This window comes from Photobacterium sp. R1, from assembly GCF_054600795.1.
On sequence record NZ_BAAHZP010000006.1, the window covers coordinates 68,611 to 93,730 of the forward strand.

Consider the following 25,120-nt stretch of genomic DNA (forward strand, 5'->3'; position numbering starts at 1 on the left):
TCCATTCGATTACTTATAATTATCACCGTTGCGTAACATTAGCAGTAGAATTTTCTACCGGTTGTGACCTTTGGCGGAGAAATTACGCGGCTTGTGATCTTTAGCCCAAAAGAAAATGTGGATAAGTAAAAATAATACTCAAATCTGGTCGTGAGCGAAAGTGAAAACGACGAGAGATAACCCTGATGAATACTTTTTGAAGATTTTTTATCCCTTTCAGGCATCCGGGAATTGGCGGGTTTCGAGCTGGCAACCCATTGGCGAACAACGCAGTACAGAGCCTTGATCATACCAGTCTCCCAACACGGTTCTTGTGGCTTGCAGATCATCCCTGTTTATCTGATGAACCGCCGGGCGGTGGGTATGCCCGTGAATCATACGGGTGACTTTTTTCTCTTTCATCAGGTCAATCACGGCTTGAGGTGTGACATCCATGATTGAATTCGCTTTCATCTGATTGGTCTGACTGCTGTTAGAACGCATTTTACGGCCAATGGACTGTCGCCAAGATAGGGGTAACCGCAAGAACAGCCACTGAATGAAAGGGTTATGAACCTTTTTGCGATAGCGCTGATAATTTTCATCCAGCGTACACAGGGTATCGCCATGCAGTATGAGGGTCGGCGTGCCGTAGAGATCAATCACGGTGTGTTCAGGCAGCAAAGTGACTCCGGTTTCCCGGCTGAATTGTGAACCGATCAGAAAGTCCCGGTTACCATGAATAAAATAGCAGGGAACGCCAGATTCGGTCAGCGCTTTGAACGCCCCTTTAATCTGTCGGTGAAACGTATTGTCGTCATCATCGCCAATCCACATCTCGAACAAATCACCCAGCACATACAGCGCCTCGCATTGGGTGGCTTCTTCAGACATAAAGCGCAGGAAACAATCGGTGATGTCAGGTCGATCCGCACTCAGGTGCAAATCTGCAATAAAGCAAGTGGTCATAGCGTCCGGAGAAAGTGGCCGGAGGAATCCGGCCACTGACAGATGATTATTCTTCGATGGTGACAGAGTTGATCACAACTTCTTCTACAGGAACATCCTGGTGTACGTAACCCCAGTTGCCTGTCGCCACAGATTTAATCTTGTTGACGACGTCCATACCTTCAACCACTTCACCGAATACGCAGTAACCCCAACCGTCTGGCGTTTCAGATTTGAAGTCCAGGAAGTTGTTGTCGTTAACGTTGATGAAAAACTGAGAGCTGGCAGAGTGTGGTTCCATGGTACGTGCCATTGCAATCGTGCCAGTTTTGTTGCTCAGGCCGTTATTCGCTTCATTCTTGATTGGCGCACGGGTTTCTTTTTCTACCATGCCGGAAGCCATGCCGCCGCCCTGGATCATGAAGCCGTCAATCACACGGTGAAACAGCGTGCCTTGATAGAAACCGTCACGGCAGTACTGCAGGAAGTTCGCACTGGTCTCTGGTGCTTTTTCTGTGTCTAGCTGAATTTTAATATCACCAAATGTGGTGTGAAGCGTTACCATGAGCTTATCCTTTACTGGAGTGTATTGCTTTTAAACCCTGAATTCTAACGAACTAAGGCTAAGCGTCAATACAAGTTTGCTATCAATCTGCCCGGAATGGACAGGCGTAATCCTTTAACTATAGAAGAGGGTTCGGAGAGGTAAAATCGGTCGCGAATATCAGGCTGATACCGCAATTTCCCTTGCCTTCAAAGGTCATTAAAGGTGTAATTAGCGCTTTAAATCGTAACCCCAAAAATGAGTAATTATCAGACATGTTAAAGATCTATAACTCACTGACAAGACAAAAAGAGGAATTTAAACCCATCGTGCCAGGCAAAGTCGGCATGTACGTCTGCGGGGTTACCATTTACGATTTGTGTCACATCGGCCACGGTCGAACTTTTGTCGCATTCGACGTGGTGTCACGCTATCTGCGTTACAGCGGTTATGACCTGACTTTTGTCCGTAATATCACAGATATTGACGACAAAATTATCAAACGCGCCGCTGAGAACGGTGAAAGCTGTGACTCTCTGACAGAGCGTCTAATTGGTGAAATGTACACCGATTTTGATGCACTGGGGATGGCGCGTCCGGATGTGGAACCGCGTGCGACTAAATTTATTGCGGAAATCATTGCACTGTGTGAACGTCTGATTGAGCGCGGATTCGCGTATGTGGCGGACAACGGCGATGTCATGTTCGAAGTCAGCAAGTTTGATGAATACGGCAAGCTGTCCGGCCAGGATCTGGAGCAGCTTCAGGCCGGCGCCCGTGTTGATATCGAAACCGCCAAGCGCAGTCCGTTGGATTTTGTCCTGTGGAAAATGTCCAAGCCGGGTGAACCGACCTGGGAATCCCCTTGGGGACCGGGTCGTCCGGGCTGGCACATTGAATGTTCTGCGATGAACTCTGCCATTCTGGGCGATCATTTTGATATTCATGGCGGCGGCTCTGACCTGCAATTCCCGCATCATGAAAACGAAATTGCTCAGTCCTGCTGTGCCCATGACACCCAGTATGTCAATACCTGGATGCACAGTGGCATGGTGATGGTTGATCGCGAGAAGATGTCCAAATCATTGGGAAACTTTTTTACCATCCGCGATGTACTGGGATATTACGATGCTGAGAGCGTACGTTACTTCCTGATGTCCGGGCATTATCGCAGCCAGCTGAACTACAGCGAAGAAAACCTGAAGCAGGCCCGCTCTGCGCTGGAACGTTTATATACGGCACTGCGCGGACTGGACGAGACAGTTGCTGCGCAGGGCGCTGAAGCTTTCGTTGAGCGTTTCAAAGCTGCTATGGATGATGATTTCAATACGCCTGAAGCGTATTCGGTGCTGTTTGATATGGCCCGTGAGATCAACCGTCTGAAGACTGAAGATCTGGCAGCCGCTTCAGCACTGGGTGCGCGCTTGCGTGAACTGGGCAGCGTACTGGGCTTGCTGGCACAGGAACCTGAAGCTTTCCTGCAAAGTGGTGCCAAAGAAGATGATGTGGCTGAGATTGAAGCGCTGATTCAGCAGCGTCTGGATGCTCGTGCCGCGAAGGACTGGGCAGCCGCAGATGCCGCGCGTGATAAACTGACCGCAATGGGCATTATTCTGGAAGATGGTCCTCAGGGCACCACGTGGCGTCGTAAGTAAACGGTCAGACGATTCGTTGGTTTCTGAACGTCAGAAATAACATTTTTATCGAGAAAGAGCTGTGTTTGATGCACAGCTCTTTTTTTTGTAATTTTTCTCTCCGATAAATCATGAATGAATAGCAGTATTTATCAGTGATGGTCATTCTTTGCCCAATTTAAATTGTTTATAAATAACAATTTTTATCGATAAATCTATCTCTAACTCGTACTTTTCTGCTTAATAACTAAAATCTTTGTAATTATGATAATTTTTTCATACATATCTTGATATGTTTTGCAAAATTTTAAAACATTCATTTGAAAAATGAATTCGCCGCTAGAGTTACTTTTACGTAACATTTTTCGTAACTTTGGCGGAAGATCTTCATGAGAAGAAGGACATTTTTGAAAGGGCTGGCGGGCGCTGCGATGGTACCGGTCAGCGGCATGACGATGAGTGCAGAGTCTTCATCATCGTTTCCGCAGCGTATCATGGATGCGCACCTCACTGACCGTTCAGGTGAGTTGTCTGTACTGTCCGGTCAGCTTCCGGATGACATCCACGGGCATGTCTTTTTTGCCGAAGGTATCCCCCTCGAAGAAGGACATTTTACGCCCAGTGGCCGGGGCGCACTGACCCGGGTTGATCTCTCCCAGCAGGGTGTCCGCTTTATCCGAAAAATGATCAATACCCCATCAGTGCTGATGCAGCAGCATATCGACAGCTGGCCGGACCGCTTCAAACTTATGGGGGGGATGGCGTACTACAGCCCAACGATGGGGTTTGTAAATACCTGCAATACGGCACCAAATTACATGGGGAACAAGCGTTTTGCCCTGAGTTTTGAAGGCGGCGTGCCTTACGAGTTTGATGCTCAGTCACTCGAACTGGTTACGCCGATCGGTCATTACGACGAATGGGAAAGCAGCCTGCCGCCGCTGATGGATGTACTGACGCCGGAGAAATGGTTATTCCCGCAAGTCCGGACCACGGGACATCCCTATTTTGATCTGGAAACCAATGACTGCTTCACCATCAATTACGGCGGCAATATTGGGAAGCTTGGGACGCGTCACGGCTTCATTCATTTAATCAAATGGGATCAGAAAGGGGCCTTGCAGCGCTGGCAGGTGATGGGCCGCGATGGCCGCCCGGCATTTATCGCGGCAACCGCGCATTCGCTGGGAGTAACACGCCACCATATCCTGGTTTTTGAAACGGCTGCTCAGGTTGAGCCACTGCGCATGATCGGAATTCGCAGTGTCGAGCCGCAAAAACACCGGACGCCGGTCTGGGTGATCCGCAAAAAAGATCTGCTGGCGGGAAAGACACAGGTTATCGCAGATTATCTTGAGCTGGATTTTGATACCTCAGATGTCATGTGTAATTACGATGACCATGACCACGAAATTACCCTGTATGGCCAGTATCTCGGCGCAATGGATAAATCGGAGCCGCAATATACCTGGGACCGGCTGCATTTTGGTGGACGGGTCTCTGCAAGGATTGCAGGCTATCCGGCCGCCCCGGTGGATGTGGGCGGCTTAACCCGGACCCGCATTCAGGTGAAGTCAGATTCAGTACGGGAGATCCATGCGGATTTCCGGTTACTGCGTGATGATCAGCTGTTCTGGGACATGAACGATCCCGCCTATCAGGGCCATTTCCAGTTCCCGGAAACGTTCGAGCATATTTACTGGGCTGCTGTCGGTTACCGGCCGGAGCATGTTGTGTCGCGGGTCGCGAAAGCTTATCAGGATTATCCGAATCGTCTGTTCACCAATGACTCACTGCCGCAGGAAACGCAGCCTTCTGCACTGGTGCATCTGGATTGTCTCACCATGACTCTGACGGATGCCTATCAGTTTCCGGCAGACTGCGTGATGCGGACACCGCAGTTTATTTCCCGACCGAATGCAACTTCTCAGCAGGATGGCTACCTCTTTACTGCCGTGGTGCGTCAGCAACCGACACATGGCCTTGGGAATGGCAAGGAAATCTGGTTGTTTGATGCACAGAATCTGGCGATGGGACCCATTGCGATTCTGGGGCATCCGGATCTGAATTTTGCCACGACCAATCATGCACTCTGGGTCCCGGAAATTGATCGGCGGCCTGACAACAGTTACCGGGCCAATGTGGGTGACTTTTTCCGCTCCCGTGCGTCGTCGCACAGGGCATCGGTCAGGAAGGTGATTGAAGAACAAATATTACCGCGTTTTGGCTAGGACAATGGCTCTGGTGACGAACTCTGGATGGGTTCAGCTTCTGCTGTGAGTCGCAAATTATAAGGATAAAATCATGAAGAAAGTCGGACGACTGCTGTTAGCCGGGGTGGCGGCTGCTGGTGTGGCATTTGCGCTCCACTCGAATGAACCGGAAAACACGCTCTCAAATTATCAGGGAACTTACACTTGTCATCCCGGTGTCATCTACGATCCCACTTCGGTAGAGGAAGTGCAGTCCATTGTGGAAGATGCGCTGGCTCAGGGCAAAACTGTGATGACCGGGAACCGCAAGTTTGCCAGCCAGATTGATGCTGCCTGTGCGGCTGACGAGCAGGTTCAAATCACACTGAAAAATATGGATAAAATTGTTCAGTTTGATGCTGCAAGCAAGCAAGTCACGGTTCAAGCCGGAATGCGATTTAACGATTTGAATGATTTTCTGCGCTCGCAGGGGCTGGCCGTCAATATGGTAACCGAGCTGGGCACCTTTACCATTGGCGGGATGCTGGGCAGCGGTACTCATGGCTCTACCCTGGAAAAACCCAGTAATATGCTGGCGGACTACGTCACCCGTATGAAAATCGTCGACGGACAGGGGCAGGCCAGAGTACTGACGGGTGATTTGCTCGATGCGGCCCGGGTGAATCTGGGGGTACTGGGTGTGGTTGTTGAAGTCACACTGCAACTGGAAGACGCCTTTAAAGTGAGGGCAGACGTCAAAGGTTACCTGAGTGATGAAGGGCTGGAAGACAAAGTCCTTGAGATTGCCCGCAGTAATTACTCGGCCAATATTGCCTGGTTCCCGGGGCTGGGTCGTTATACCACGACACTGTACAACCCGGTTCCACTGGATACACCGGGAGAAGCTTATAACGCTCAGGCTGATGTGTCTGATGTGCAGGAGTTTTTCTTCGGATTGCTCTTTAATGCGGCGCATGAGTTCCCGGGCAGCGGTTTACAGTGTCTGGCAGCCAAAGCCCGTTATCAGGCCAGAGCGAATTCATATTTCCGGGATACTCAGACCGGTAAGAAAATCAGCAACCCTGTCGGCTATTCCGACCAGATGCAGTACTTCAAGTGTAAGGACCCGAACAAGTGTATCTGGGACCGGCTGCCCATCGCACTGCAGGAAGTGGCCATTGATATTGAACAGTTGCCCGACTGGATCCGGGATGTTCGTCAGATTGTTGCAGCCCATCCCCGAACCTGTTTCCCGCTCAACGGTATTTATTTCCGGTTCGGTCAGGCCTCGAAAAGTTACATTGGCATGAGTGCAGATCGCGATACGGCGTTTGTCGGCATCGAATATACCCTGCGTCAGGAAGGGAAGAAGGAACCGAAAAACTATTTCGTGAATCTGGAGATCGAACAGTTGTCGCTCCGGAAATACGGTGCCCGTCCGCACTGGGGGAAAAACTCCGTCGCCATTTTCGAAGACATGCCGGCACGCTTTAACCGCTGGCCGGAATTCCTGCAGGCCAAAAACGAGCTGGATCCTTTGAATGTCTTCACCAATCCATTCTGGGAGCGGGTCAGTGGGGAGATTCCGCTGGAAGATTATCTGACTCCCGGGTGTAACACGCGCGGGGAGTGCTACTGCCAGACGGATGAACACTGCCCGACAGGAACCAGCTGTCAGCCCGGCCGTTACTTTACGGACGCACGAATCTGCCGCTGAGGCGTTCTTTCAAACGTGGCAGCGATTCAGCTGCCACATTTCTTTGCATGAAAAGGGATGTGACGATGAAATCAATCATCAGCTGGTGTCTGCTCATGTCTGTGAGCTGGACATGTCAGGCGACACGTCTGGATGACATTCGCCCGCATACACCGACCAGCAACACCTGGAGTGAACAGTGGTTCTATTATCTCAATGATCCGCTGGTGGGGTATTTTAAAATCAGTGCACAAACATATCTTACCCCTGATCTTGACCCTCAGGCTGAGCATGCATATGTACACGTCGTTTATGCGCCGGTTGGGGGACAACAGGTTGTGTTGGATCAGTATTTTGATCAGGTTGAACTGGAAGGTCAGCCCGGCAGCGAAGCGTTCCGGTTTTCTGTGCCGGATAAGGTCGATATTGATCAGGATGGCATTCGTCTGAATCTGGAGAATCTGAGCTTTCATCTGAAATACACCGGGGAGCACCGTCACTACACTGGTGGTTCAAATCCGGGTCAGAATCCGTTCGGGTTGATTGGCGATTTTCCCGGCGTGGCTGTGAATTACTTTGTTTATTCGATGGGCACGCCCAGCCAGTATGAATTCCGGCTCGGGGAGATCTCTCATTCCGGAGAGGGGGTGACTTATCTGGACAAGGGGTGGTTTGATGCCAAGAAAAGCGAAGGATTTTCTTTTTTAGGGGCATTTACGCCGGAAAGGCAATTGATGATGACCGGCGGTTCACAGGGAGGGCTGCCTCTGGAGCTCTGGGTTGGCCGCTATGTGTCAGAACAAGCAGATATTCTGCTACATCCGTCTCTGGTGGGCCTGAGTGTTCAGAAAGAATCCAATGCCTGTAACGGCTACCTGAAACTGACCATCACCAAGCTCGGGAAGAAAATTGAAGTCGAAGCCAGTTCTGATCTGACCGATTTTTATATTTCGGAAATGCCTTCGAAAGTCGTCTTCGGGCAGGACCAGCCAATTATGAAATCGATGAATGCCCGGATCACCGCCCAAGTGTACCGGTGGGGCCGGCTGGTGGATACTATGGAAGTGCCTCAGGGGTTACTGGAATTTAGTGGCAGTGAGATGTGCCCGCAGTAAAAAAAGTGTGTATGTCCGGCGAGAAAGAAATCTCCGGACATACATTGCTGGACTGATTCAGCTTTCTGTCGTCTGAACGACCCGATCATCAGGGTCAGCCAGCTGGCTGCCACAGTGCTTACAAAAGACAGCATCAGGTTCATGGCCAGCGCGGGAACAGTTCATGCATTTCACCAGCGTACGGTGCAGCTGGCTCTGATGGCCTATCTCTGCCGTAATAATGCCGGTTGGGACGGCAATAATGGAGTAACCCATCAGCATGGTAAATGAAGCCAGCGCCTTGCCCAGGTCAGTCTGAGGTACGACATCACCATAACCGACCGTTGTCAGTGTCACGATGGCCCAGTAAATGCTGTAGGGAATACTGGTAAACCCATGTTCGGGCCCTTCAATCACAAACATCAGCGAACCGAAAACGGTAACCAGTACAGCGACAGTCGTGAAAAAGATCAAAATTTTCCGGCTCGATTGCAGCAGGGAACGGAGCAGCAGATTCGAGTCCTGTAAGTAGCGCATGAGTTTCAGCACCCGGAAAATCCGCATCACCCGCAGAAGTCGGATGACCATCAGATAATGGGCTGTCGGGAACAGGAACACCAGATATGTGGGCAGGATGGCTAATAAGTCCACAATGCCATAAAAGCTGCGTGCATAGGCTGCTGGTTTCGGCGAGCTGTAGAGACGCAGCAGGTACTCAATCGTGAATACCAGCGTGAATCCCCATTCCATCCAGTAAAACACTTTTCCCCACAGCGCGCCGATACTGCTGACTGAGCCAAGCATCAGCACAGTAATAGAAGCAAGGATGGTCACAATGAGTGCAATATCGAAGGTTTTACCGGCAGGCGTGTGGGTACCAAAAATGGTGACGTAAATGGTTTCCTGCAATGACGAACGGGACATAAATACAATCTGAAAGGTGAAAAAACAAAAGCATACCCAAGTGTAGCGACCGTTGCTATGGCGTTGTTCAATGTCTTTGGGAACTGGGAAGCGAAATACGATTTTGTTTTCATATCGTGAGACTTCTTCCCTGAAGTGATATGCTCTTTGTTGCTGAATTTCGGGTGAAAATTTATACAGTGAATTTATCGTGACGTACCAATGTGGATTAGGCTTTATGGGATAGCAACCATCCTCATGATGGGCCATCCCGGGCTGGATGCAGCGGAACATGCGGTTTGTTGTGCTAACGAAATTTATTTTCAGTCGAGTAATTTTTTTTCAAGATCAATTCAGTGCACATTGGCTGAATATTGAATTGGTTGAACATGTGTTGCTTTTAAGTATCTGATTTTTTTATTGAATTTTTCTTCATTTGAAGTGTTATTGAACTGTGCACTTCACATGATCCAGATCAAGTCTTTTACGAAGATGAAGTCATAAAATCAGTTTTGAAAGCAATTTACTAAGAGTGCGACATCGGCGATAAGCGCCCTTATGGCAAGGATTTAAGACGTATCCTTACTAAAAAGTTTTCAATCTTAAAGTTAGGAGTTGACTATGCCTGTCACGAATTTGGCTGAACTCGATGCAATGGTTGCCCGTGTTAAAGCAGCACAGAAAGTGTTTGCGACGTACTCTCAGGAGCAGGTCGATAAGATCTTCCGTGCGGCTTCACTGGCGGCAAACAATGCCCGTATTCCGCTGGCACAGCAAGCGGTGAATGAGTCTGGCATGGGTATTGTCGAAGACAAAGTGATCAAAAACCACTTTGCCTCTGAATTTATATATAACAAATATAAAGACGAAAAAACCTGCGGCATTCTTGAAGAAAATGATGAATTTGGCACGCTGACGATTGCTGAGCCGGTGGGCCTGATTTGCGGTATTGTGCCAACCACCAACCCGACGTCAACAGCGATCTTCAAGTCTCTGATTTCACTGAAAACCCGTAACGGTATTATCTTCTCGCCACACCCGCGTGCGAAAGAATCAACCAATGCTGCGGCCAAACTGGTGCTGGATGCTGCGGTTGCCGCAGGTGCACCGAAAGATATTATCGGCTGGATTGATCAGCCATCGGTTGAGCTGTCCAATGCACTGATGAAGCATGACGATATCAACCTGATTCTGGCAACCGGTGGTCCGGGCATGGTGAAAGCGGCCTATTCATCTGGTAAGCCTGCCATCGGTGTAGGTGCCGGTAACGTGCCTGTCGTTATTGATGAAACAGCGGACATCAAGCGTGCAGTTGCTTCTGTCCTGATGTCAAAAACTTTCGATAACGGCGTGGTCTGTGCTTCAGAACAGGCTGTGATTGTCATGGATGAAGTCTATGACGAAGTGAAAGAGCGTTTTGCAAGCCATAAAGGTTATGTGCTGAGCAAAGAAGAAGCTGACAAAGTCCGTAAAGTGATTCTGATTGAAGGCAATCTCAACGCGAATATCGTTGGTCAGCCGGCCACCAAGATTGCTGAGATGGCTGGGATTGCGGTTCCTTCAGACACCAAAGTGCTGATTGGCGAAGGTGTTGCGATCACCATCGACGAAGAATTTGCGCATGAAAAACTGTCTCCGACTTTGGGGATGTTCCGTGCGAAGACATTCGAAGATGCGGTCAATATGGCCTGTCAAATGGTTGAACTGGGCGGTATCGGTCACACGTCCGGCCTCTATACCAACCAGGATATCAATGAAGATCGTATCAAGTACTTCGGTGACAAGCTGAAAACAGCGCGTATTCTGGTGAACATTCCAACCACTCATGGTGGTATCGGTGACCTGTATAACTTCAACGTGGCGCCATCCCTGACATTGGGTTGCGGTTCATGGGGCGGTAACTCTATTTCAGAGAACGTGGGTCCTAAGCACCTGATCAACAAGAAAACTGTCGCAAAACGGGCTGAAAATATGTTGTGGCACAAACTGCCGAAATCTATCTACTTCCGTCGTGGCAGCCTGCCGGTTGCGCTGACTGACCTGGAAGACAAGAAACGTGCATTTCTGGTGACAGACCGTTTCCTGTTCAACAATGGTTATGCGGACGAAGTGATGTCGCTGCTGAAAGCGCAGGGGATGGATGTGCATGCTTTCTACGATGTGGAAGCAGACCCGACACTGACCGTGGTGAAAAAAGGTGCGGAAGCGATGAAGAGCTTTCAGCCGGATGTCATCATTGCACTGGGCGGTGGTTCACCGATGGATGCCGCTAAAATCATGTGGGTGATGTATGAGCATCCGGACACTCATTTTGAGGAACTGGCGATGCGCTTTATGGATATCCGTAAACGTATCTACAAATTCCCGAAAATGGGCAAGAAAGCTGAGCTGGTGTGTATTACAACCACCTCAGGGACTGGTTCTGAAGTAACGCCATTTGCAGTTGTGACTGACGATGGGACCGGTGCGAAATATCCGCTGGCTGATTACGAGCTGACGCCTCAGATGGCGATTGTGGATGCTAACCTGGTGATGAACATGCCGAAGTCGCTGACTGCATTTGGTGGTTACGATGCCGTGACGCATGCACTGGAAGCTTATGTGTCTGTTCTGGCAAACGAGTACTCAGACGGTCAGGCACTGCAAGCCCTGCAACTGCTGAAACAGTACCTGCCATCAAGCTATGCAAACGGTGCGAAAGACCCGATTGCCCGCGAGAAAGTGCACAATGCCGCAACCATTGCCGGTATCGCATTTGCGAACGCTTTCCTGGGTGTGTGCCACTCAATGGCGCATAAGATTGGTGCAGAATTCCATCTGCCGCATGGCCTGGCGAATGCTCTGCTGATTGCGAACGTGGTGCGCTATAACGCCAACGACAATCCAACCAAGCAAACAGCTTTCTCTCAGTACGACCGTCCACAGGCACGCCGTCGTTATGCTGAAGTCGCGGATCATCTGGGTCTGTCTCAGCCGGGTGACCGCACAGCTAAGAAAATTGAGCGTCTGCTGAGCTGGCTGGACGAGCTGAAAGACAACCTGGACATTCCGAAGTCTATTCAGGCAGCGGGTGTGCCAGAATCAGACTTCCTGGCGAAGCTGGATGAGCTGGCCGTAGAAGCATTCGATGACCAGTGTACCGGTGCGAACCCTCGCTACCCGCTGATCACTGAGCTGAAAGAAGTGCTGCTGGCTTCTTACTACGGTAAAGCTTATGTCGAAGGTGAAACCGTTGAAGGCACCACTGTGATTCTGAAAAAAGCAGATCAGAAACCAGCGGAAGCAACAAAAGTCGCGGCACCTGCAGCAAAAGCGAAAAAAGTTGCAGAGAAAGCATAAAGCTTAATCACTCTGCAGCATGAAAGAACCCGCCAATCGGCGGGTTCTTTTTTTGTGTGAATCTGTATGAACGACGTTTGTGTTCAGACGACTTCGGCTTCAATCATGCGGCCATTAAAATAGTCATTGGTGACGATGTACTCAGCGCTTCGGGCGATCTCATACTGCATCGGCAGACTGAGCAGCGTACTGGGCGGCAGATCCTGCTTTTCGTCGAAAATCAGCGGAAATACGCCACCGACCCGGATTTTGTATTGAGCCAGTTCTTTGGACCAGCTCTGAGTAAATCCGGCCAGCATGGCTCTGGAACTGCTGTTGAGCGGGACCGGGTTGTCCGGTCTGCAGGCGGCAAGATTGATTATCACGCCATTTTGGTTGTGCGCCCGCATATAACCGGCTGTTTGTTTTCCGAATGACAGGAAAGCAGAGGTGCCTTCCGTCATCAGCTGGCAAAATTCTTCGACAGATGTTTGGGTTAAGAGCATCGGCATATCAACGCCTAACCAGCAGTTAATCAGCACATCAATTTTTCCGTAATGCTCATGAACCGATTCGATCGCATGGGCGATCGTGGACTCTTTATTATCCGCCAGACAAAGTGCAAAGCAGTCACCGCCACGACTTTTGCATTCTTTGTAGTTGGTATCCAACCGATCTGATTCTGTATCCACGAGGGCAATTTTTGCCCCCAGTGAAGCAAAGTGGAACGACGCTGCTTTTCCTAATGGGCAGCCTGCAGCTGTAATCAGGATCACTGAGTCTGCAATATTCATAGCGCAATCTTCCTATTATTTGGATACACAGATATTGTTATGATGCTTCAACCAAGAAGGAGCCTTTCATCAATATTTATTCGTTATTATGTAAACTAATAACACCCCGATATTGTTAAATCTTAGTTAAGCACTTATGGAAAGCGGTATTCGATTGTTCGGCTTATGACACCTGTCACGAAATTTTTCTCTTTGTGATCCATCACGAAAAACATATCTAATTGACTGAAATATAACAGGAATAATCGGTGAGGTTGATCAGTTGAATTTGGCTACTGTGCCATACATTTCTGCGGAACGTTTCGCGCGGATGAGGTTCATGTAGAGATCCTGTGGCGAACCCTTCATTGGCTCCTGCTGAACCGGAGGGAGACGGCGGCGCTCATGCCCGGACAGGTTATGGTACAGCTCTTCCGGCATGCCTTTGGTGTCCTGAGGCGGGAAGGTAATGGCAATCGGCTGTAAGGAACTCAGCAAGCGAGTTGCGATCAGTCCTCCGCGATGGAAAGCGTCGGATTGCTCTGCACCCCGCGGGTAACAGTACTCGGATGTGGTGAGCGGGGCCGGGTCCTGCAGCTCAAAATAGGTCCGCAGCTGCTCTTCTGTGGTTCCGGGGGGCAGGGGTTTTTCTGTCGGGACAGTTTCCAGGTAATCCGGCGACAGCATCGCAAGCATCAACGCGAAGTCAGAACGGCGACCCTGCTCAACCGCATGGTTGAGGGAGTAACCGAGCTGTACTTCACTGATCAGCTGCGCTTTGTCTAGGGTATGGATTTGCATGGAGTCCGACAAAAAATAAAACCTGTACACTCTCTATCGGACGCTTTACAAAAATCTTTAGAGAAATTAACGCGGATTTGTTTGGATATTAACCAATCGATTCAATTGCATGTCGCATCCGGTCGATGGCGAGCGTCAGTGTATCAGTTGTGCACGCAAAGTTCATTCGGATAAAGCCCGGATGCCCAAAATCTGCACCGGGAGAAAAGCCGACACCAGCCGTTTCAAAAAAGGCATGCGGATTTTCAACAGGCAACTCAGAAGCATCTATCCAGGCCAGATACGTGGCTTCAATCGGGTGAAGTTTCAGCCCGGGCATTGCGTTGATCTCTTTCATCAGTCGGTCTCGGTGCTGGCGCAGGTAATTGAGCTGTTGCGTCAGCCAGGGCTGGCAATCCCGATAGGCAGCTTCAGCCGCGGTGTAGGCCAGTACGTTCATGTCAGGTACAATCCCGGCCCGGACCCGGTTGAAGCGACGTCTGAGCTCAAAACTCGGAATAATGGCCATTGCAGCACCCAGTCCGGCAATGTTGAAGGTCTTGCTCGGTGCAATCAGAGTAATGGAGCGTTGCGCTGCATCTTCATCCAGGCTGGCGAAAGGAATATGGTGTGCCTCTTCATCTAAAATCAGGTCGCAGTGAACCTCATCAGAACAGACGATGAGATCATGCTTTTTCGCGAAGCGGTGCAACGTGTTCAGTTCACTGCGAGTATGCACGGTTCCGCCCGGGTTGAGGGGATTACAGAACAGCATCAGCTTACTGTCGTCCGGCACTTCGGTTGCTTCAAGATCCGTCAGCCAGCGTTCATGCTGCAATTTGATCGGGGATAAAGTCAGAGGCCGTTGGGCAAATTTTGCTGCCGTAACGAATTTGGGATAAATCGGTGCTGGCGTGATGACGCCTTCATGACTGTCCGTACAGGCGCGAACGGCCAGATTGAGACCACTGACTAAACCGGGCAGATAGACAATCCATTCTGGTTTAATGTGCCAGTGATATCGCTCCGCCATCCGTTCAACTATTAGTTCGGTTAAGGAAGCCGGTGCCGAGCCATAGCCGAAAATACCGTGGTCGATATGACGATGCAGGGCGTTGGAAATCGCATCTGGTACTTTAAAATCACTGTCGGCAACCCACATAGGCAAAATATCTCTGCCTTGATATTTCTTCCACTTGATGCTGTTACTGCGGGTACGGTCAATATGCTGATCAAATAAGTGCAGGTCTTCTGACATCGGCTTTCTCTGGCAAGTTGATGATATCTTTCAGTGATTATGCGATGAATCAGTCAGATGAAGAAAGCCCCTATCTTGGATTGGGGCTGGATAGATATCAAAACAGTGGTTTTGCACCAAACTGGTCAGCGGCATAAGCGACCCGTTCGGCAGGAGAGGGGATCTTGGACGGTGTGCCCAGGCTTTCAATGTGATGCAGGCGTGGCAGCAAGCCACATCCGTTGGCTATCTGAATCGCCAGTCCGGGACGTGCGTTGAGCTCCAGGACCATAGGTCCCCGGACTTTATCCAGCACCATGTCTGTCCCCAGATAGCCCAGCCCGGTCATTTCCCAGGCACCGGATGCCAGCTCCAGCAGTTTTTGCCAGTTGGGAACACACAGTTCACTCAGCTGGCGCTCGGTATCCGGGTGATGTTCAACCGGCTGGTTAAACTGAACCGCCCGCACGGCTTTCCCGGTCGCAATATCAATGCCGACACCGACAGCGCCCTGGTGCAGGTTTGCCTTTCCGTCAGAGGCTGCCGTCGAGCAACGCATCATGGCCATCACCGGATAACCTTTAAAGACAATCACCCGAATATCAGGTACGCCTTCAAAGCTGAAGCCATCAAAGACATCATCAAACTGAATCAGGTTTTCGACCATCGCCACATCGTTTTTTCCCCCCAGCGAGAACAGGCCGGCTAGGGTATTGGTGATATGACGCTCAACATCCTGCTTGTTGATCACGGCACCGGAGGGCTTGGTATACAGGCCGTTTTCATGTTTGACAATGACCAGAATGCCTTTACCGCCAGAGCCCTGTGCGGGCTTAATGACAAACCCGGGCCAGTCTCGGACCATGTCATGAATTTCTTTGACATGAACCTGACTCCGGATCACCCCGATGAGCTCAGGGACAGTGGCGCCTGCGCGCTGGGCAAGGATCTTGGTTTTCAGTTTGTCATCGACCAGCGGGAACAAACTGCGATCATTATACCGGCCGATATAACTGTGATTTCGTTTGTTCATACCCATAATGCCGCGCTCACGCAGCCGCCATGGCATGGTGTAACGGGATAAAAACATGGTTTAATCCTCCGCCAGCGGCTTAAAGCGGCGCAGTTCGCTGAGGCGGTAGCCGGTGTAGTTACCCAGCATGAGGATCAGAGCCATCACAATGAGTTGCAGACCGATAAAGTTGAAGGTCAGGTGGCGGATCAGGTCATTGGTCATCGCGACATAGACAATAATCGCGGTCAGCAGCGAGCCGCCGCCCTGAATCAGCACTTCTTTTGCCCCTTCTTCCTCCCACAGAATGGACATCCGTTCGATGGTCCATGACAGGATGATCATCGGGAAGAAGGTAATGGTCAGGCCTTCCACCAGGCCGATCTTAAAGGCTACGACGGTGAAAATAGAGATGATCAGTATGACCGACACAATGACCGCAGATATCCGGGCGACGAGCAGTAAGTTCAGCCGCGAGAGATAACCGCGGATGATCAGACCGGTGCCGACGATCAGCAGGAAGCCCAGAACACCAGTCACCAGCTGTGTCTGCACGAAGGCGACAGCAATCAGTACCGGCATGAAGGTTCCCGATGTTTTCAGACCGACAATAATTCGCAAGAACACCACGATCAGAGCGCCAATCGGCACCAGCATGATGGTTTTGAACATCGCCTGTTCTTCAATCGGTAGACTGTGAATGGAGAAGTTCAGCAGGTCTTCCGCCTGTATTTTTTCCCGGGTGGCCTGCTGAGGTGTAATATCCTGAGAAATAATTGAAAAACTGATATTGGAATTGCGTCCGCCAATCACATCCAGCAGGGAGTGGCCTTGCTGGTTCCAGACAAGCACATCATTGGGTTTGCCTTCCTGGCCGGTGTGCGGGTCAAACAGGTGCCATTTCTCGCCACCCCAGACTTCAACCATCGGTGTGATGCTCTGACGTCTGCGGCCATCCTCAAGCTGTAAGCCGCCCACCAGACGGGCATGAATGCCTTCCATGGAAAGCAAAAAAACAACCACGTTTTCTTTCTTGAAAGAATTCAGCAGCAGTGAGGCGTTCTGGTTATTTCGGTCATTCAGCTGTTTGAGGATTTCACGGGTCAGGGTCAGGTTATCTGCCGACAATGCCTTGGCCTGAGTCAGAATGGCCGTTGCAGCGGTTTCCTGAGGGCTGTCCAGACTGGGGGATTCCGGTGCGCCTTTGGGTTTGTCGGAAGAGAAGGTGGCCAGAGGGTCGACCAGCATTTGGGTTTTATAATAAAGCACTTGCCGGCCTGAAGCCTGGCGAATGGACCATTCGGCGCGGCGGCCCTGATCGGTATCAATTAAAGCGACACCATAGCCGGGAGAAGAGGTGCTTTCATCAATCTGGGTGAAGCCTTTCTGGGTTTCCGGGGCAGCCATGGAAACTTTGACGGCCTTACCAATGGCGTCAAATTCAATGCGCGCCTCCAGCTCCCACAGGGCTCGTTTTTCACCTGGAGTCCATGGCACACCATAGACATCATGACGGTAAAGGCTCAGTGCGGCGCCGGCAATGACGAGCAAGGTAATGAGAAAATAAAACGGAACTCTTGACGACATGACAACCTCTGAATATGAATATTTTTCCCTTTGTTGGTTGAATCAGCAAAGTGATGAATATGAAAATGGGGCAGTAACCAGGTTATGCCCCAACGGAATGCGATTATCGTCCCTGTACAAATTGTTTACCGACGTCAACTAATGCCACGTCTTTAAAGAACTCCCGGCCCAGTAATACCGGATAGGTCATCTGTGTTCTGTCTGCCAGAGTAAATTGAGCTTTCTCATGCAATTTACCCAGCTTCAGCCACATTTCTACCACCGGGCGGCGCTCGGAATCATCGGCAGAGGACTGTCGGATTTTGACCCAGCGAATGACTGGCGCTTCGACAATCTGGTCGGCAGGCTGATTCTCTTCACCGCTATGACTGAGGTTGAAGCGGGCCCATTGTTTGCCGTCACGCTCAAACACCTGGATATCCAGGGCATTGATTGAAGAGGTGGTCGCGCCAGTGTCTACCCTTGCTTTAAAAAAGGATTGTACTGAATCCAGCCAGACCCATTCCTCTTCACCCAGAATGACTTTTCCATGGGCAGTTTTTGGATCGATGTCGATAGAATTTTGTGGTACTGGCACTATTTTTTTCTCAACAATCACTTCAGGTTTAGGGGGTGGCACAGAAGTTACTTTATTCAGTTCTTCTGACATTGATGATAGCTCTTTTTCTAACTTAGCAATGTTTTCATTTTGTTCATTAATTTGTTGTGACATGCGGTTCAGACGGAAATGTACATTGGTTTCCATCATCTCTATCGCTGTCAGTGTATTGGTGTCCCGTCGATTAACCTGTTCTGTCTTGAGCATTGAGCAGCCGGAAAGAAAGGTCAATGCAATCAAAGTCGCGCCACGGCCAAGCATTCGCACTCCCGCAAAAATTGTATAGTCTTTTATAAGTTTTTCTTTAGGGGGCCGTAGTTTAGCGCACAAAAAAGGATGCGGGTAGCACCCTTTTGTTAACCTTCAGTCAGGATTTGTTGCAACAAGGACCGCTCGGCGGGGGGCTGGATAGCCCTCGATCGTTTTTGAGGAATCTTGCGGGTCTAAATATTCAGGGAGTGAATTATTTGTCATCCAGTCCGTCGAGCGCTGCTCATCTGTGGTGGTGATATTTTCATCCACAATTTTGACGTCAACAAAGCCGGTTTTTTCCAGCCAGACCTTCAGAGCCTTTGCAGACGGGAAAAAGTAGACGTTATGCATTTGTGCATACCGGTGTGCAGGAACCAGCACGGCATTTTCGTCCCCTTCAATCACCAGTGTTTCCAGAACCAGCTCACCGCCCAGACGCAGCTGGTTTTTCAACTGAAGCAGATGATCCAGCGGAGAGCGGCGGTGATACAACACGCCCATGGAGAAAACGGTATCAAACGCTTTCAGCTCAGGCAGTTGTTCAATCCCTAAAGGAAGCAGGTAGGCTCGTTCATCTTGTCCCATCAGGCGCTTCATCGCTTCAAACTGGATCAGGAACAGATTGGACGGGTCGATCCCCACGGTCAGGGCTGCACCTTCGCCCAGCATACGCCACATGTGATAGCCGTTGCCGCAGCCGACATCCAGCACTTTCCGGTGTTTCAGCGGGGAGATGTGGGGCAGGACACGATCCCATTTCCAGTCGGAACGCCATTCGGTATCAATGTGGATGCCGTGGATATGGTACGGACCTTTCCGCCATGGATGAAGGAGGCGCAGCAGGCTTTCCAGGCGTTTTTTCTCACCATCGGCAACCGGAATTTCATTGTCCACACTGACCCGGGTTTTCAGGTCGATTAAATCCGGCTTATCGGTCGGAAATTTTTTCAGTGCCCGTATCCAACGACCCATGTCACCGTGCTGGGCAGCTTCCCAGTCCGACAATTGCTGCGGTAAAACATTCAGCCAGGGACGCAGTTGCTCGTCGTTGGCCAGTAAACGGTAAAATTCAGAAAAGCTAAACATGGGGCGAAACAGAACCTTCAGATGAATTGACGTTACTTAATGGCAAACATAGAGCCAAAGTTGAAGCACTGGAACCAGACTTCCACACTGCTGAAGCCGATGTCAGTCAGACGGGCCCGGTGTGTCGGAATGCTGTCAGGACGCATCACATTTTCAATGGCGCTGCGTTTCTGGCTGATCTCCAGTTCGCTGTATCCATTGGCACGTTTAAAATCGTGATGCAGGTCGATCAGCAGTTCATGAGCCTGACTGTCTTCAAAAACATACTTTTCCGACAGAATCAGAATCCCGCCCGGACGCAGACCGGCATAGATTTTTTCCAGAAGCTGCCGGCGGTCTTCCGGAACCAGAAACTGCAGCGTGAAATTCAGCACCACAACGGATGCATTGTGAATATCCACATCCCGGATATCAGCTTCAATAATTTCAACCGGGGTTTCGGAACGATAGGCGTTCACATGCAGACGGCACCGCTCAACCATGGCAGGCGAGTTGTCGACGCCAATGATTTTGCAGCCGGACTGGCTGAGATGACGGCGCATCGACAGGGTCGCAGCGCCCAGCGAGCACCCCAGGTCATACACGTTGGAATCCGGTGTGGCAAAACGCTCTGCCAGCATGCCAATGGCAGAGATGATATTGCTGTAGCCCGGCACGGAGCGCTGGATCATATCCGGGAATACTTCGGCGACTCGCTCGTCAAAGGTAAAATCACCCAGCTTGTCAATCGGGGCGGCGAACAGATTGTCGTGGCCTGCCATTGTCCTTACCTCACATTCATTACCAGAACATCGGGGATTCCATACTCCCGCAGAACGTCGGACGGGGTAGCCTGTCGGCGTTCTTTGCTGTGCAGAGGGTCCCTCTCCAGCTGAAAAGGCGCGTATTGTAGATAAAATCATGCCTTTTGTCTTGCGATTTGGTTCGATGGCGGTCGGTGCCCAGGTCGGAACGAGCGGTGTTCACAGCAGTGTTCCCTGATCGCCGCCTTCGGGCAGCTTGAGCTCAGGCAGCATCGTGTTGAGGGGCATCTGCTGCCGAAGTTGCCGGTACAACCGGACCGCCAGTTCAGGGGCAAAGTCATTGTCCGGCGTATGAATAAAGAGATAGGGCTGTTTGCCTTCATTCAGCCATAGCGCCAGTCGCTGCAGCCAGTTGGCAAAGAAGGCATCATTCTCGGCCAGTTCGGGGTGGCCGATGAAGCGCACGACCGGGTGATGTCCGGTAGCGATGGCATGAACCGGGACTTTTGGCTTTTTGTGATGCGCATCGATGACGGCTTCAGTGGTTGGCGGGGCGGAAAAGACCGGTCGGGTATCCATTATGATGCGGTTTGCCTGGTGTTCTATCAGCAGGCGGTTCAGGGCTTTTTCGTCTTCACCTTTGGCAAAGAATGCCAGATGGCGGACTTCGACCCCAACCGGCATATCCTGGGGAAGCTGTTTCAGAAATGCGGAAAGTGCAGGCAGTTGAGCCGGTCCGAAGCTGGCGGGCAGCTGAATTTTCCAGATCCCGGTTTTTTCAGCCACCGGTGCCATCACCTGGAAAAATTCGCTCAGCTGGCTCTGACAGTGCATCAGCTTATATTGATGAGTGATGGTTTTGGGCAGCTTGAAGGTGAAACGGAAGTCTTCAGGAGTCGCCTGATGCCAGTTCACAACAGTGGCTGGTTTCGGCGTGGCGTAGAAGGTGGTATTGCCTTCTACGGTCGAAAAGGTTTCTGCATACCGGCTCAGCCGTTCGGTTGAAGGGCAGCCGCGACCATATAAGCTGCGCTGCCAGGGGGCGTGAGACCACATGGCCATGCCGATTCTGAGCGGAGAGGAAAAGTCCATTACGAAACCTTGCTGTACGTCTTTAGAGGGAATCAAATCGTTTTCTGGCTGCATTGTGGAGAATATCCCGTCATCCGGTCAACCATATGGCTGTGAATTAGGCTATTTTGCTTGATTTCAGCCTGAGGTTTTCCCTACAGTGGGATTTTTCATTTATAATGCCTCGTTATTTTGTTCCGGGCGTTAAATCCTCCGATTGTGGTGAGGAAATCACGGCCGGAATTGGCACAGTTGGTGTCTGTCATTCTCTTTTGCAGACGGACACACAGGATTGAAAGTAAACAGATCGGGAAATTCTTATGCGCACCCAATATTGTGGTCACCTGAACAAGTCCCATGCGGGACAAACCGTGGAGCTTTGCGGCTGGGTAAACCGCCGTCGTGATTTAGGCGGTCTTATTTTCATTGATATGCGAGATCGCGAAGGCATTGTTCAGGTAGTGGTTGACCCGGATATGAAAGATATCTTCGAGGTTGCGAACCATCTGCGTCATGAATTTTGTATCCGTCTGACCGGTGAAGTCCGTCTGCGTCCGGACAGCCAGATCAACAAAGACATGGCGACCGGTGAAGTGGAAGTGATTGCCAAAGGTCTGGAAATCATCAACCGTTCCGATGTTCTGCCGCTGGATTTCAATCAGAAGAACACTGAAGAGCAGCGTCTGAAGTATCGTTATCTGGACCTGCGTCGTCCGGAAATGAGTGACCGTATCAAGCTGCGCGCGAAAGCCTCAAGCTTTGTGCGTCGTTTCCTCGATGAGAACGGTTTCCTGGATATCGAAACGCCGGTTCTGACAAAAGCAACACCAGAAGGTGCCCGTGACTACCTGGTGCCGAGCCGTGTTCATAAAGGCAGTTTCTATGCACTGCCTCAGTCGCCACAGCTGTTCAAACAGCTGCTGATGATGTCTGGTTTTGACCGTTACTATCAGATCGTGAAATGTTTCCGTGATGAAGACCTGCGTGCTGACCGTCAGCCGGAATTCACTCAAATCGATATCGAAACGTCTTTCATGAGTGCGGAAGAAGTGCGCGCCGTCACTGAAAAAATGATTAAAGACATGTGGCAGGAGCTGCTGAATGTTGATCTGGGCGCGTTCCCGATCATGAAGTATGAAGAAGCCATGCGCCGTTACGGTTCTGATAAACCTGACCTGCGTAACCCAATGGAACTGGTCGATGTAGCGGATCTGCTGAAAGATGTGGATTTCAAAGTGTTCTCCGGTCCGGCGAATGATGAAAAAGGCCGTGTTGCAGCACTGCGTGTCCCTGGCGGTGCAGCGCTGACGCGTAAGCAAATCGACGAATACACTGCGTTCGTGGCTATCTACGGCGCGAAAGGTCTGGCATGGCTGAAAGTGAACGATCTGAGCGCGGGCATGGAAGGCATTCAGTCTCCGGTTGCGAAATTCCTGACAGAAGAGATCATCAACGCCATCATCGAACGTACCGGTGCACAATCTGGCGATATCATTCTGTTCGGTGCAGATAAAGCGAACGTAGTGGCCGAAGCCATTGGTGCGCTGCGCCTGAAACTGGGTAAAGACCTGGGTATTACGAATGAGTCTGCATGGGCGCCGCTGTGGGTGGTTGACTTCCCGATGTTTGAAGAAGATGACGAAGGGAACCTGCATGCGATGCACCATCCGTTCACTTCACCGCTGGGTGTGACGGCTGAAGAGCTGGCTGCAAACCCGGCTGCGGCAAACTCGAATGCCTACGATATGGTGATTAACGGTTATGAAGTGGGCGGCGGTTCAGTCCGTATCCACAATGCAGATATGCAGGCGGCTGTGTTCAACATTCTGGGTATTGATGCAGCAGAACAGCAACTGAAATTCGGCTTCCTGCTGGATGCACTGAAATTCGGTACGCCGCCGCATGCGGGTCTGGCGTTCGGTCTGGACCGTCTGGTGATGCTGCTGTGCGGTACAGAAAACATCCGTGACGTGATTGCTTTCCCGAAAACCACGGCGGCAGCGTGTCTGATGACCGACGCACCAAGCCTGGCGAATCCGGCGGCGCTGGAAGAACTGGCCATTGCAGTGAAAATTGCGGCGAAAGACGCAGAAAAAGCTGAAGCCTGATCGGCTTATTCCGGGCTGGCTGTTCTGCCAGCCCGATCACTCTTCAAGACATTGTATTTTAAACTTCATACCATCACATGAACGATTTCACACCGTGTTCTGAACAGTGATCAACGCCTCCCGGTGACATGATTCCGGGAAACAACCTCAAAGTACATTCGTTCCCTTCGGGGAGCAGACAATCGGAGAATTGTTATGGCAGGTCATAGTAAATGGGCCAACATCAAACACCGTAAAGCAGCGCAAGACGCGAAACGCGGTAAAATCTTCACAAAATTAATCCGGGAAATTGTGGTCGCTGCCAAAGAAGGCGGTCCGGAAGCCGAAAGTAACCCGCGCCTGCGTGCTGCAGTCGATAAAGCGCTCTCAAATAATATGACCCGCGACACCATTAATCGTGCCATCAGTCGTGGTGCGGGTGGCGAGGGTGACGATAACGTTGAAACCGTGATTTATGAAGGTTACGGCCCGGGCGGTACTGCTGTCATGGTGGAGTGTATGACGGACAACCGTAACCGGACTGTTTCCGGGGTTCGCCATGCATTCAGTAAAGCTGGTGGCAATCTGGGTACGGATGGAAGCGTCAGCTATCTCTTTGATAAAAAAGGTGTGATTTCTTACGCGCCGGGTCTGGATGAAGACGTTGTGATGGAAGCTGCACTGGAAGGGGGGGCCGATGATGTTGAGACCCATGATGACGGCTCAATTGATGTTTACACCACACCGGCAGATTTTGGTGCCGTGAAAGACGCACTCGACAGGGCCGGCTTTGAAGCGCAGAACGCTGAAGTGACGCTGGTCCCGTCGACCAAAGCCGATCTGGATGCGGAAACCGCACCAAAACTCCTGCGTCTGATTGATGTGCTTGAAGATCTCGACGATGTGCAGGAGGTATACCATAACGGTGATATCTCCGATGAGGTGGCAGCGCAGCTGTAAGTCAGATGGCTATTATTTTAGGGATTGACCCCGGCTCCAGAATTACCGGTTATGGTGTGATTCGTCAGGTGGGCAGACAACTGGAATATCTGGGCAGCGGTTGCATTCGTACCAGCTGTGAGGATATTCCGGGGCGCTTGCATCAGATTTATGCCGGAGTCACCGAAGTGATCACCCAGTTCCGCCCGGATGTCTTTGCGATTGAAGAAGTCTTCATGGGCAAGAACGCCAGTTCAGCGCTGAAGCTGGGGCAGGCGCGGGGCAGTGCGATTGTGGCAGCAGTGAACGCGCATTTGCCGGTAAACGAATATGCGGCGCGCCTGATCAAACAGGCGGTCGTCGGCAAGGGCAGTGCGGATAAAGTCCAGGTGCAGCACATGGTCTGCCATATGTTGAAACTGCCAGGCAAACCCCAGGCGGACGCAGCGGATGCACTGGCTGTGGCAATTTGTCATGCGCATACCTACAAAACGCTGGCCGCTATGGCTGGGCAAGCAACCGGATCCCGTCGGGGCCGGTACAGATAGTACCGGACGTTTATCCAAATCCGGCGGATATCCTTTCAGGGTATTCGTTGTGTAGAACAGATCAAAAAAAGCAGCTTAGTGCTGCTTTTTTCTTTGTTA

General features: G+C 50.8%; 20 protein-coding genes. 8 read left to right on the forward strand and 12 right to left on the reverse strand.

Annotation, left to right across the window (positions count from 1 at the left end; genetic code table 11):
* Positions 1 to 216: 216 nt before the first annotated feature.
* A complete protein-coding gene (lpxH, locus tag ACYP03_RS11610; protein ID WP_459779949.1) occupies positions 217 to 948 on the reverse strand; it encodes a UDP-2,3-diacylglucosamine diphosphatase in 732 nt (243 codons plus the stop codon).
* A gap of 46 nt (positions 949 to 994) precedes the next feature.
* Positions 995 to 1,492: a peptidylprolyl isomerase gene (locus tag ACYP03_RS11615; RefSeq protein ID WP_248140872.1), complete on the reverse strand. Its 498-nt coding sequence runs from the start codon at positions 1,490 to 1,492 to the stop codon at positions 995 to 997.
* Positions 1,493 to 1,746: 254 nt separating this feature from the next.
* Here ACYP03_RS11615 and cysS point away from each other — a divergent pair, with 254 nt between their 5' ends.
* The 4 genes from cysS to ACYP03_RS11635 all read left to right on the forward strand — a co-directional run bounded on the left by cysS (position 1,747) and on the right by ACYP03_RS11635 (position 8,108).
* Complete coding sequence (cysS, locus tag ACYP03_RS11620; protein ID WP_459779952.1) at positions 1,747 to 3,126, forward strand: cysteine--tRNA ligase; 1,380 nt, start codon at positions 1,747 to 1,749, stop codon at positions 3,124 to 3,126.
* 368 nt (positions 3,127 to 3,494) lie between these two features.
* Positions 3,495 to 5,336 carry a carotenoid oxygenase family protein gene (locus ACYP03_RS11625; RefSeq protein ID WP_459779955.1) on the forward strand — a complete coding sequence of 614 codons (1,842 nt, stop codon included), beginning with the start codon at positions 3,495 to 3,497 and terminating at the stop codon, positions 5,334 to 5,336.
* A gap of 73 nt (positions 5,337 to 5,409) precedes the next feature.
* A complete protein-coding gene (locus ACYP03_RS11630) occupies positions 5,410 to 7,014 on the forward strand; it encodes a D-arabinono-1,4-lactone oxidase (protein WP_459779957.1) in 1,605 nt (534 codons plus the stop codon).
* Positions 7,015 to 7,079: 65 nt separating this feature from the next.
* Positions 7,080 to 8,108 (forward strand): hypothetical protein, encoded by a 1,029-nt coding sequence (locus ACYP03_RS11635; RefSeq protein WP_459779959.1) that lies wholly within the window; start codon positions 7,080 to 7,082, stop codon positions 8,106 to 8,108.
* A gap of 57 nt (positions 8,109 to 8,165) precedes the next feature.
* Here ACYP03_RS11635 and ACYP03_RS11640 read toward each other — a convergent pair whose 3' ends face one another.
* Complete coding sequence (locus ACYP03_RS11640) at positions 8,166 to 9,011, reverse strand: ion transporter (protein WP_248140867.1); 846 nt, start codon at positions 9,009 to 9,011, stop codon at positions 8,166 to 8,168.
* Positions 9,012 to 9,611: 600 nt separating this feature from the next.
* Here ACYP03_RS11640 and adhE point away from each other — a divergent pair.
* Positions 9,612 to 12,329 (forward strand): bifunctional acetaldehyde-CoA/alcohol dehydrogenase, encoded by a 2,718-nt coding sequence (gene adhE, locus ACYP03_RS11645; RefSeq protein WP_459779962.1) that lies wholly within the window; start codon positions 9,612 to 9,614, stop codon positions 12,327 to 12,329.
* An 83-nt stretch (positions 12,330 to 12,412) separates the two neighbouring features.
* Here the strand turns inward: adhE and ACYP03_RS11650 are convergent, their stop codons facing one another.
* From ACYP03_RS11650 to ACYP03_RS11690, 9 genes are all read right to left on the reverse strand, one after another.
* Complete coding sequence (locus ACYP03_RS11650) at positions 12,413 to 13,102, reverse strand: SDR family oxidoreductase (RefSeq protein WP_459779964.1); 690 nt, start codon at positions 13,100 to 13,102, stop codon at positions 12,413 to 12,415.
* 258 nt (positions 13,103 to 13,360) lie between these two features.
* Positions 13,361 to 13,882, reverse strand: a complete 522-nt coding sequence (locus ACYP03_RS11655) for a VC2046/SO_2500 family protein (RefSeq protein WP_248140862.1) — start codon at positions 13,880 to 13,882, stop codon at positions 13,361 to 13,363.
* An 88-nt stretch (positions 13,883 to 13,970) separates the two neighbouring features.
* Positions 13,971 to 15,119, reverse strand: a complete 1,149-nt coding sequence (locus ACYP03_RS11660) for a MalY/PatB family protein (protein WP_459779967.1) — start codon at positions 15,117 to 15,119, stop codon at positions 13,971 to 13,973.
* A 97-nt stretch (positions 15,120 to 15,216) separates the two neighbouring features.
* On the reverse strand, positions 15,217 to 16,188 hold the full coding sequence (locus ACYP03_RS11665) for an alpha-L-glutamate ligase-like protein (RefSeq protein ID WP_248140859.1): 972 nt from the start codon (positions 16,186 to 16,188) through the stop codon (positions 15,217 to 15,219).
* 3 nt (positions 16,189 to 16,191) lie between these two features.
* Positions 16,192 to 17,697 (reverse strand): inactive transglutaminase family protein, encoded by a 1,506-nt coding sequence (locus tag ACYP03_RS11670; protein WP_248140857.1) that lies wholly within the window; start codon positions 17,695 to 17,697, stop codon positions 16,192 to 16,194.
* 103 nt (positions 17,698 to 17,800) lie between these two features.
* The gene (locus ACYP03_RS11675) at positions 17,801 to 18,556 is read right to left on the reverse strand and encodes an ATP-dependent zinc protease family protein (RefSeq protein ID WP_371929406.1); all 756 of its coding nucleotides are present in this window, start codon (positions 18,554 to 18,556) and stop codon (positions 17,801 to 17,803) included.
* 102 nt (positions 18,557 to 18,658) lie between these two features.
* The gene (gene cmoB / locus ACYP03_RS11680) at positions 18,659 to 19,633 is read right to left on the reverse strand and encodes a tRNA 5-methoxyuridine(34)/uridine 5-oxyacetic acid(34) synthase CmoB (RefSeq protein ID WP_459779970.1); all 975 of its coding nucleotides are present in this window, start codon (positions 19,631 to 19,633) and stop codon (positions 18,659 to 18,661) included.
* 32 nt (positions 19,634 to 19,665) lie between these two features.
* A complete protein-coding gene (gene cmoA, locus ACYP03_RS11685; RefSeq protein ID WP_248140852.1) occupies positions 19,666 to 20,394 on the reverse strand; it encodes a carboxy-S-adenosyl-L-methionine synthase CmoA in 729 nt (242 codons plus the stop codon).
* Positions 20,395 to 20,595: 201 nt separating this feature from the next.
* On the reverse strand, positions 20,596 to 21,468 hold the full coding sequence (locus ACYP03_RS11690; RefSeq protein WP_459780203.1) for a DUF72 domain-containing protein: 873 nt from the start codon (positions 21,466 to 21,468) through the stop codon (positions 20,596 to 20,598).
* A gap of 299 nt (positions 21,469 to 21,767) precedes the next feature.
* Here ACYP03_RS11690 and aspS point away from each other — a divergent pair, with 299 nt between their 5' ends.
* The 3 genes from aspS to ruvC all read left to right on the forward strand — a co-directional run bounded on the left by aspS (position 21,768) and on the right by ruvC (position 25,021).
* Positions 21,768 to 23,555 (forward strand): aspartate--tRNA ligase, encoded by a 1,788-nt coding sequence (gene aspS / locus ACYP03_RS11695; RefSeq protein WP_459779972.1) that lies wholly within the window; start codon positions 21,768 to 21,770, stop codon positions 23,553 to 23,555.
* A gap of 195 nt (positions 23,556 to 23,750) precedes the next feature.
* Entirely contained in the window at positions 23,751 to 24,494 is a 744-nt protein-coding gene (locus ACYP03_RS11700; RefSeq protein WP_459779974.1) for a YebC/PmpR family DNA-binding transcriptional regulator, read from the forward strand.
* Between the two features lie 5 nt (positions 24,495 to 24,499).
* Entirely contained in the window at positions 24,500 to 25,021 is a 522-nt protein-coding gene (ruvC, locus tag ACYP03_RS11705) for a crossover junction endodeoxyribonuclease RuvC (protein WP_459779977.1), read from the forward strand.
* The last annotated feature ends 99 nt before the right edge of the window (positions 25,022 to 25,120 follow it).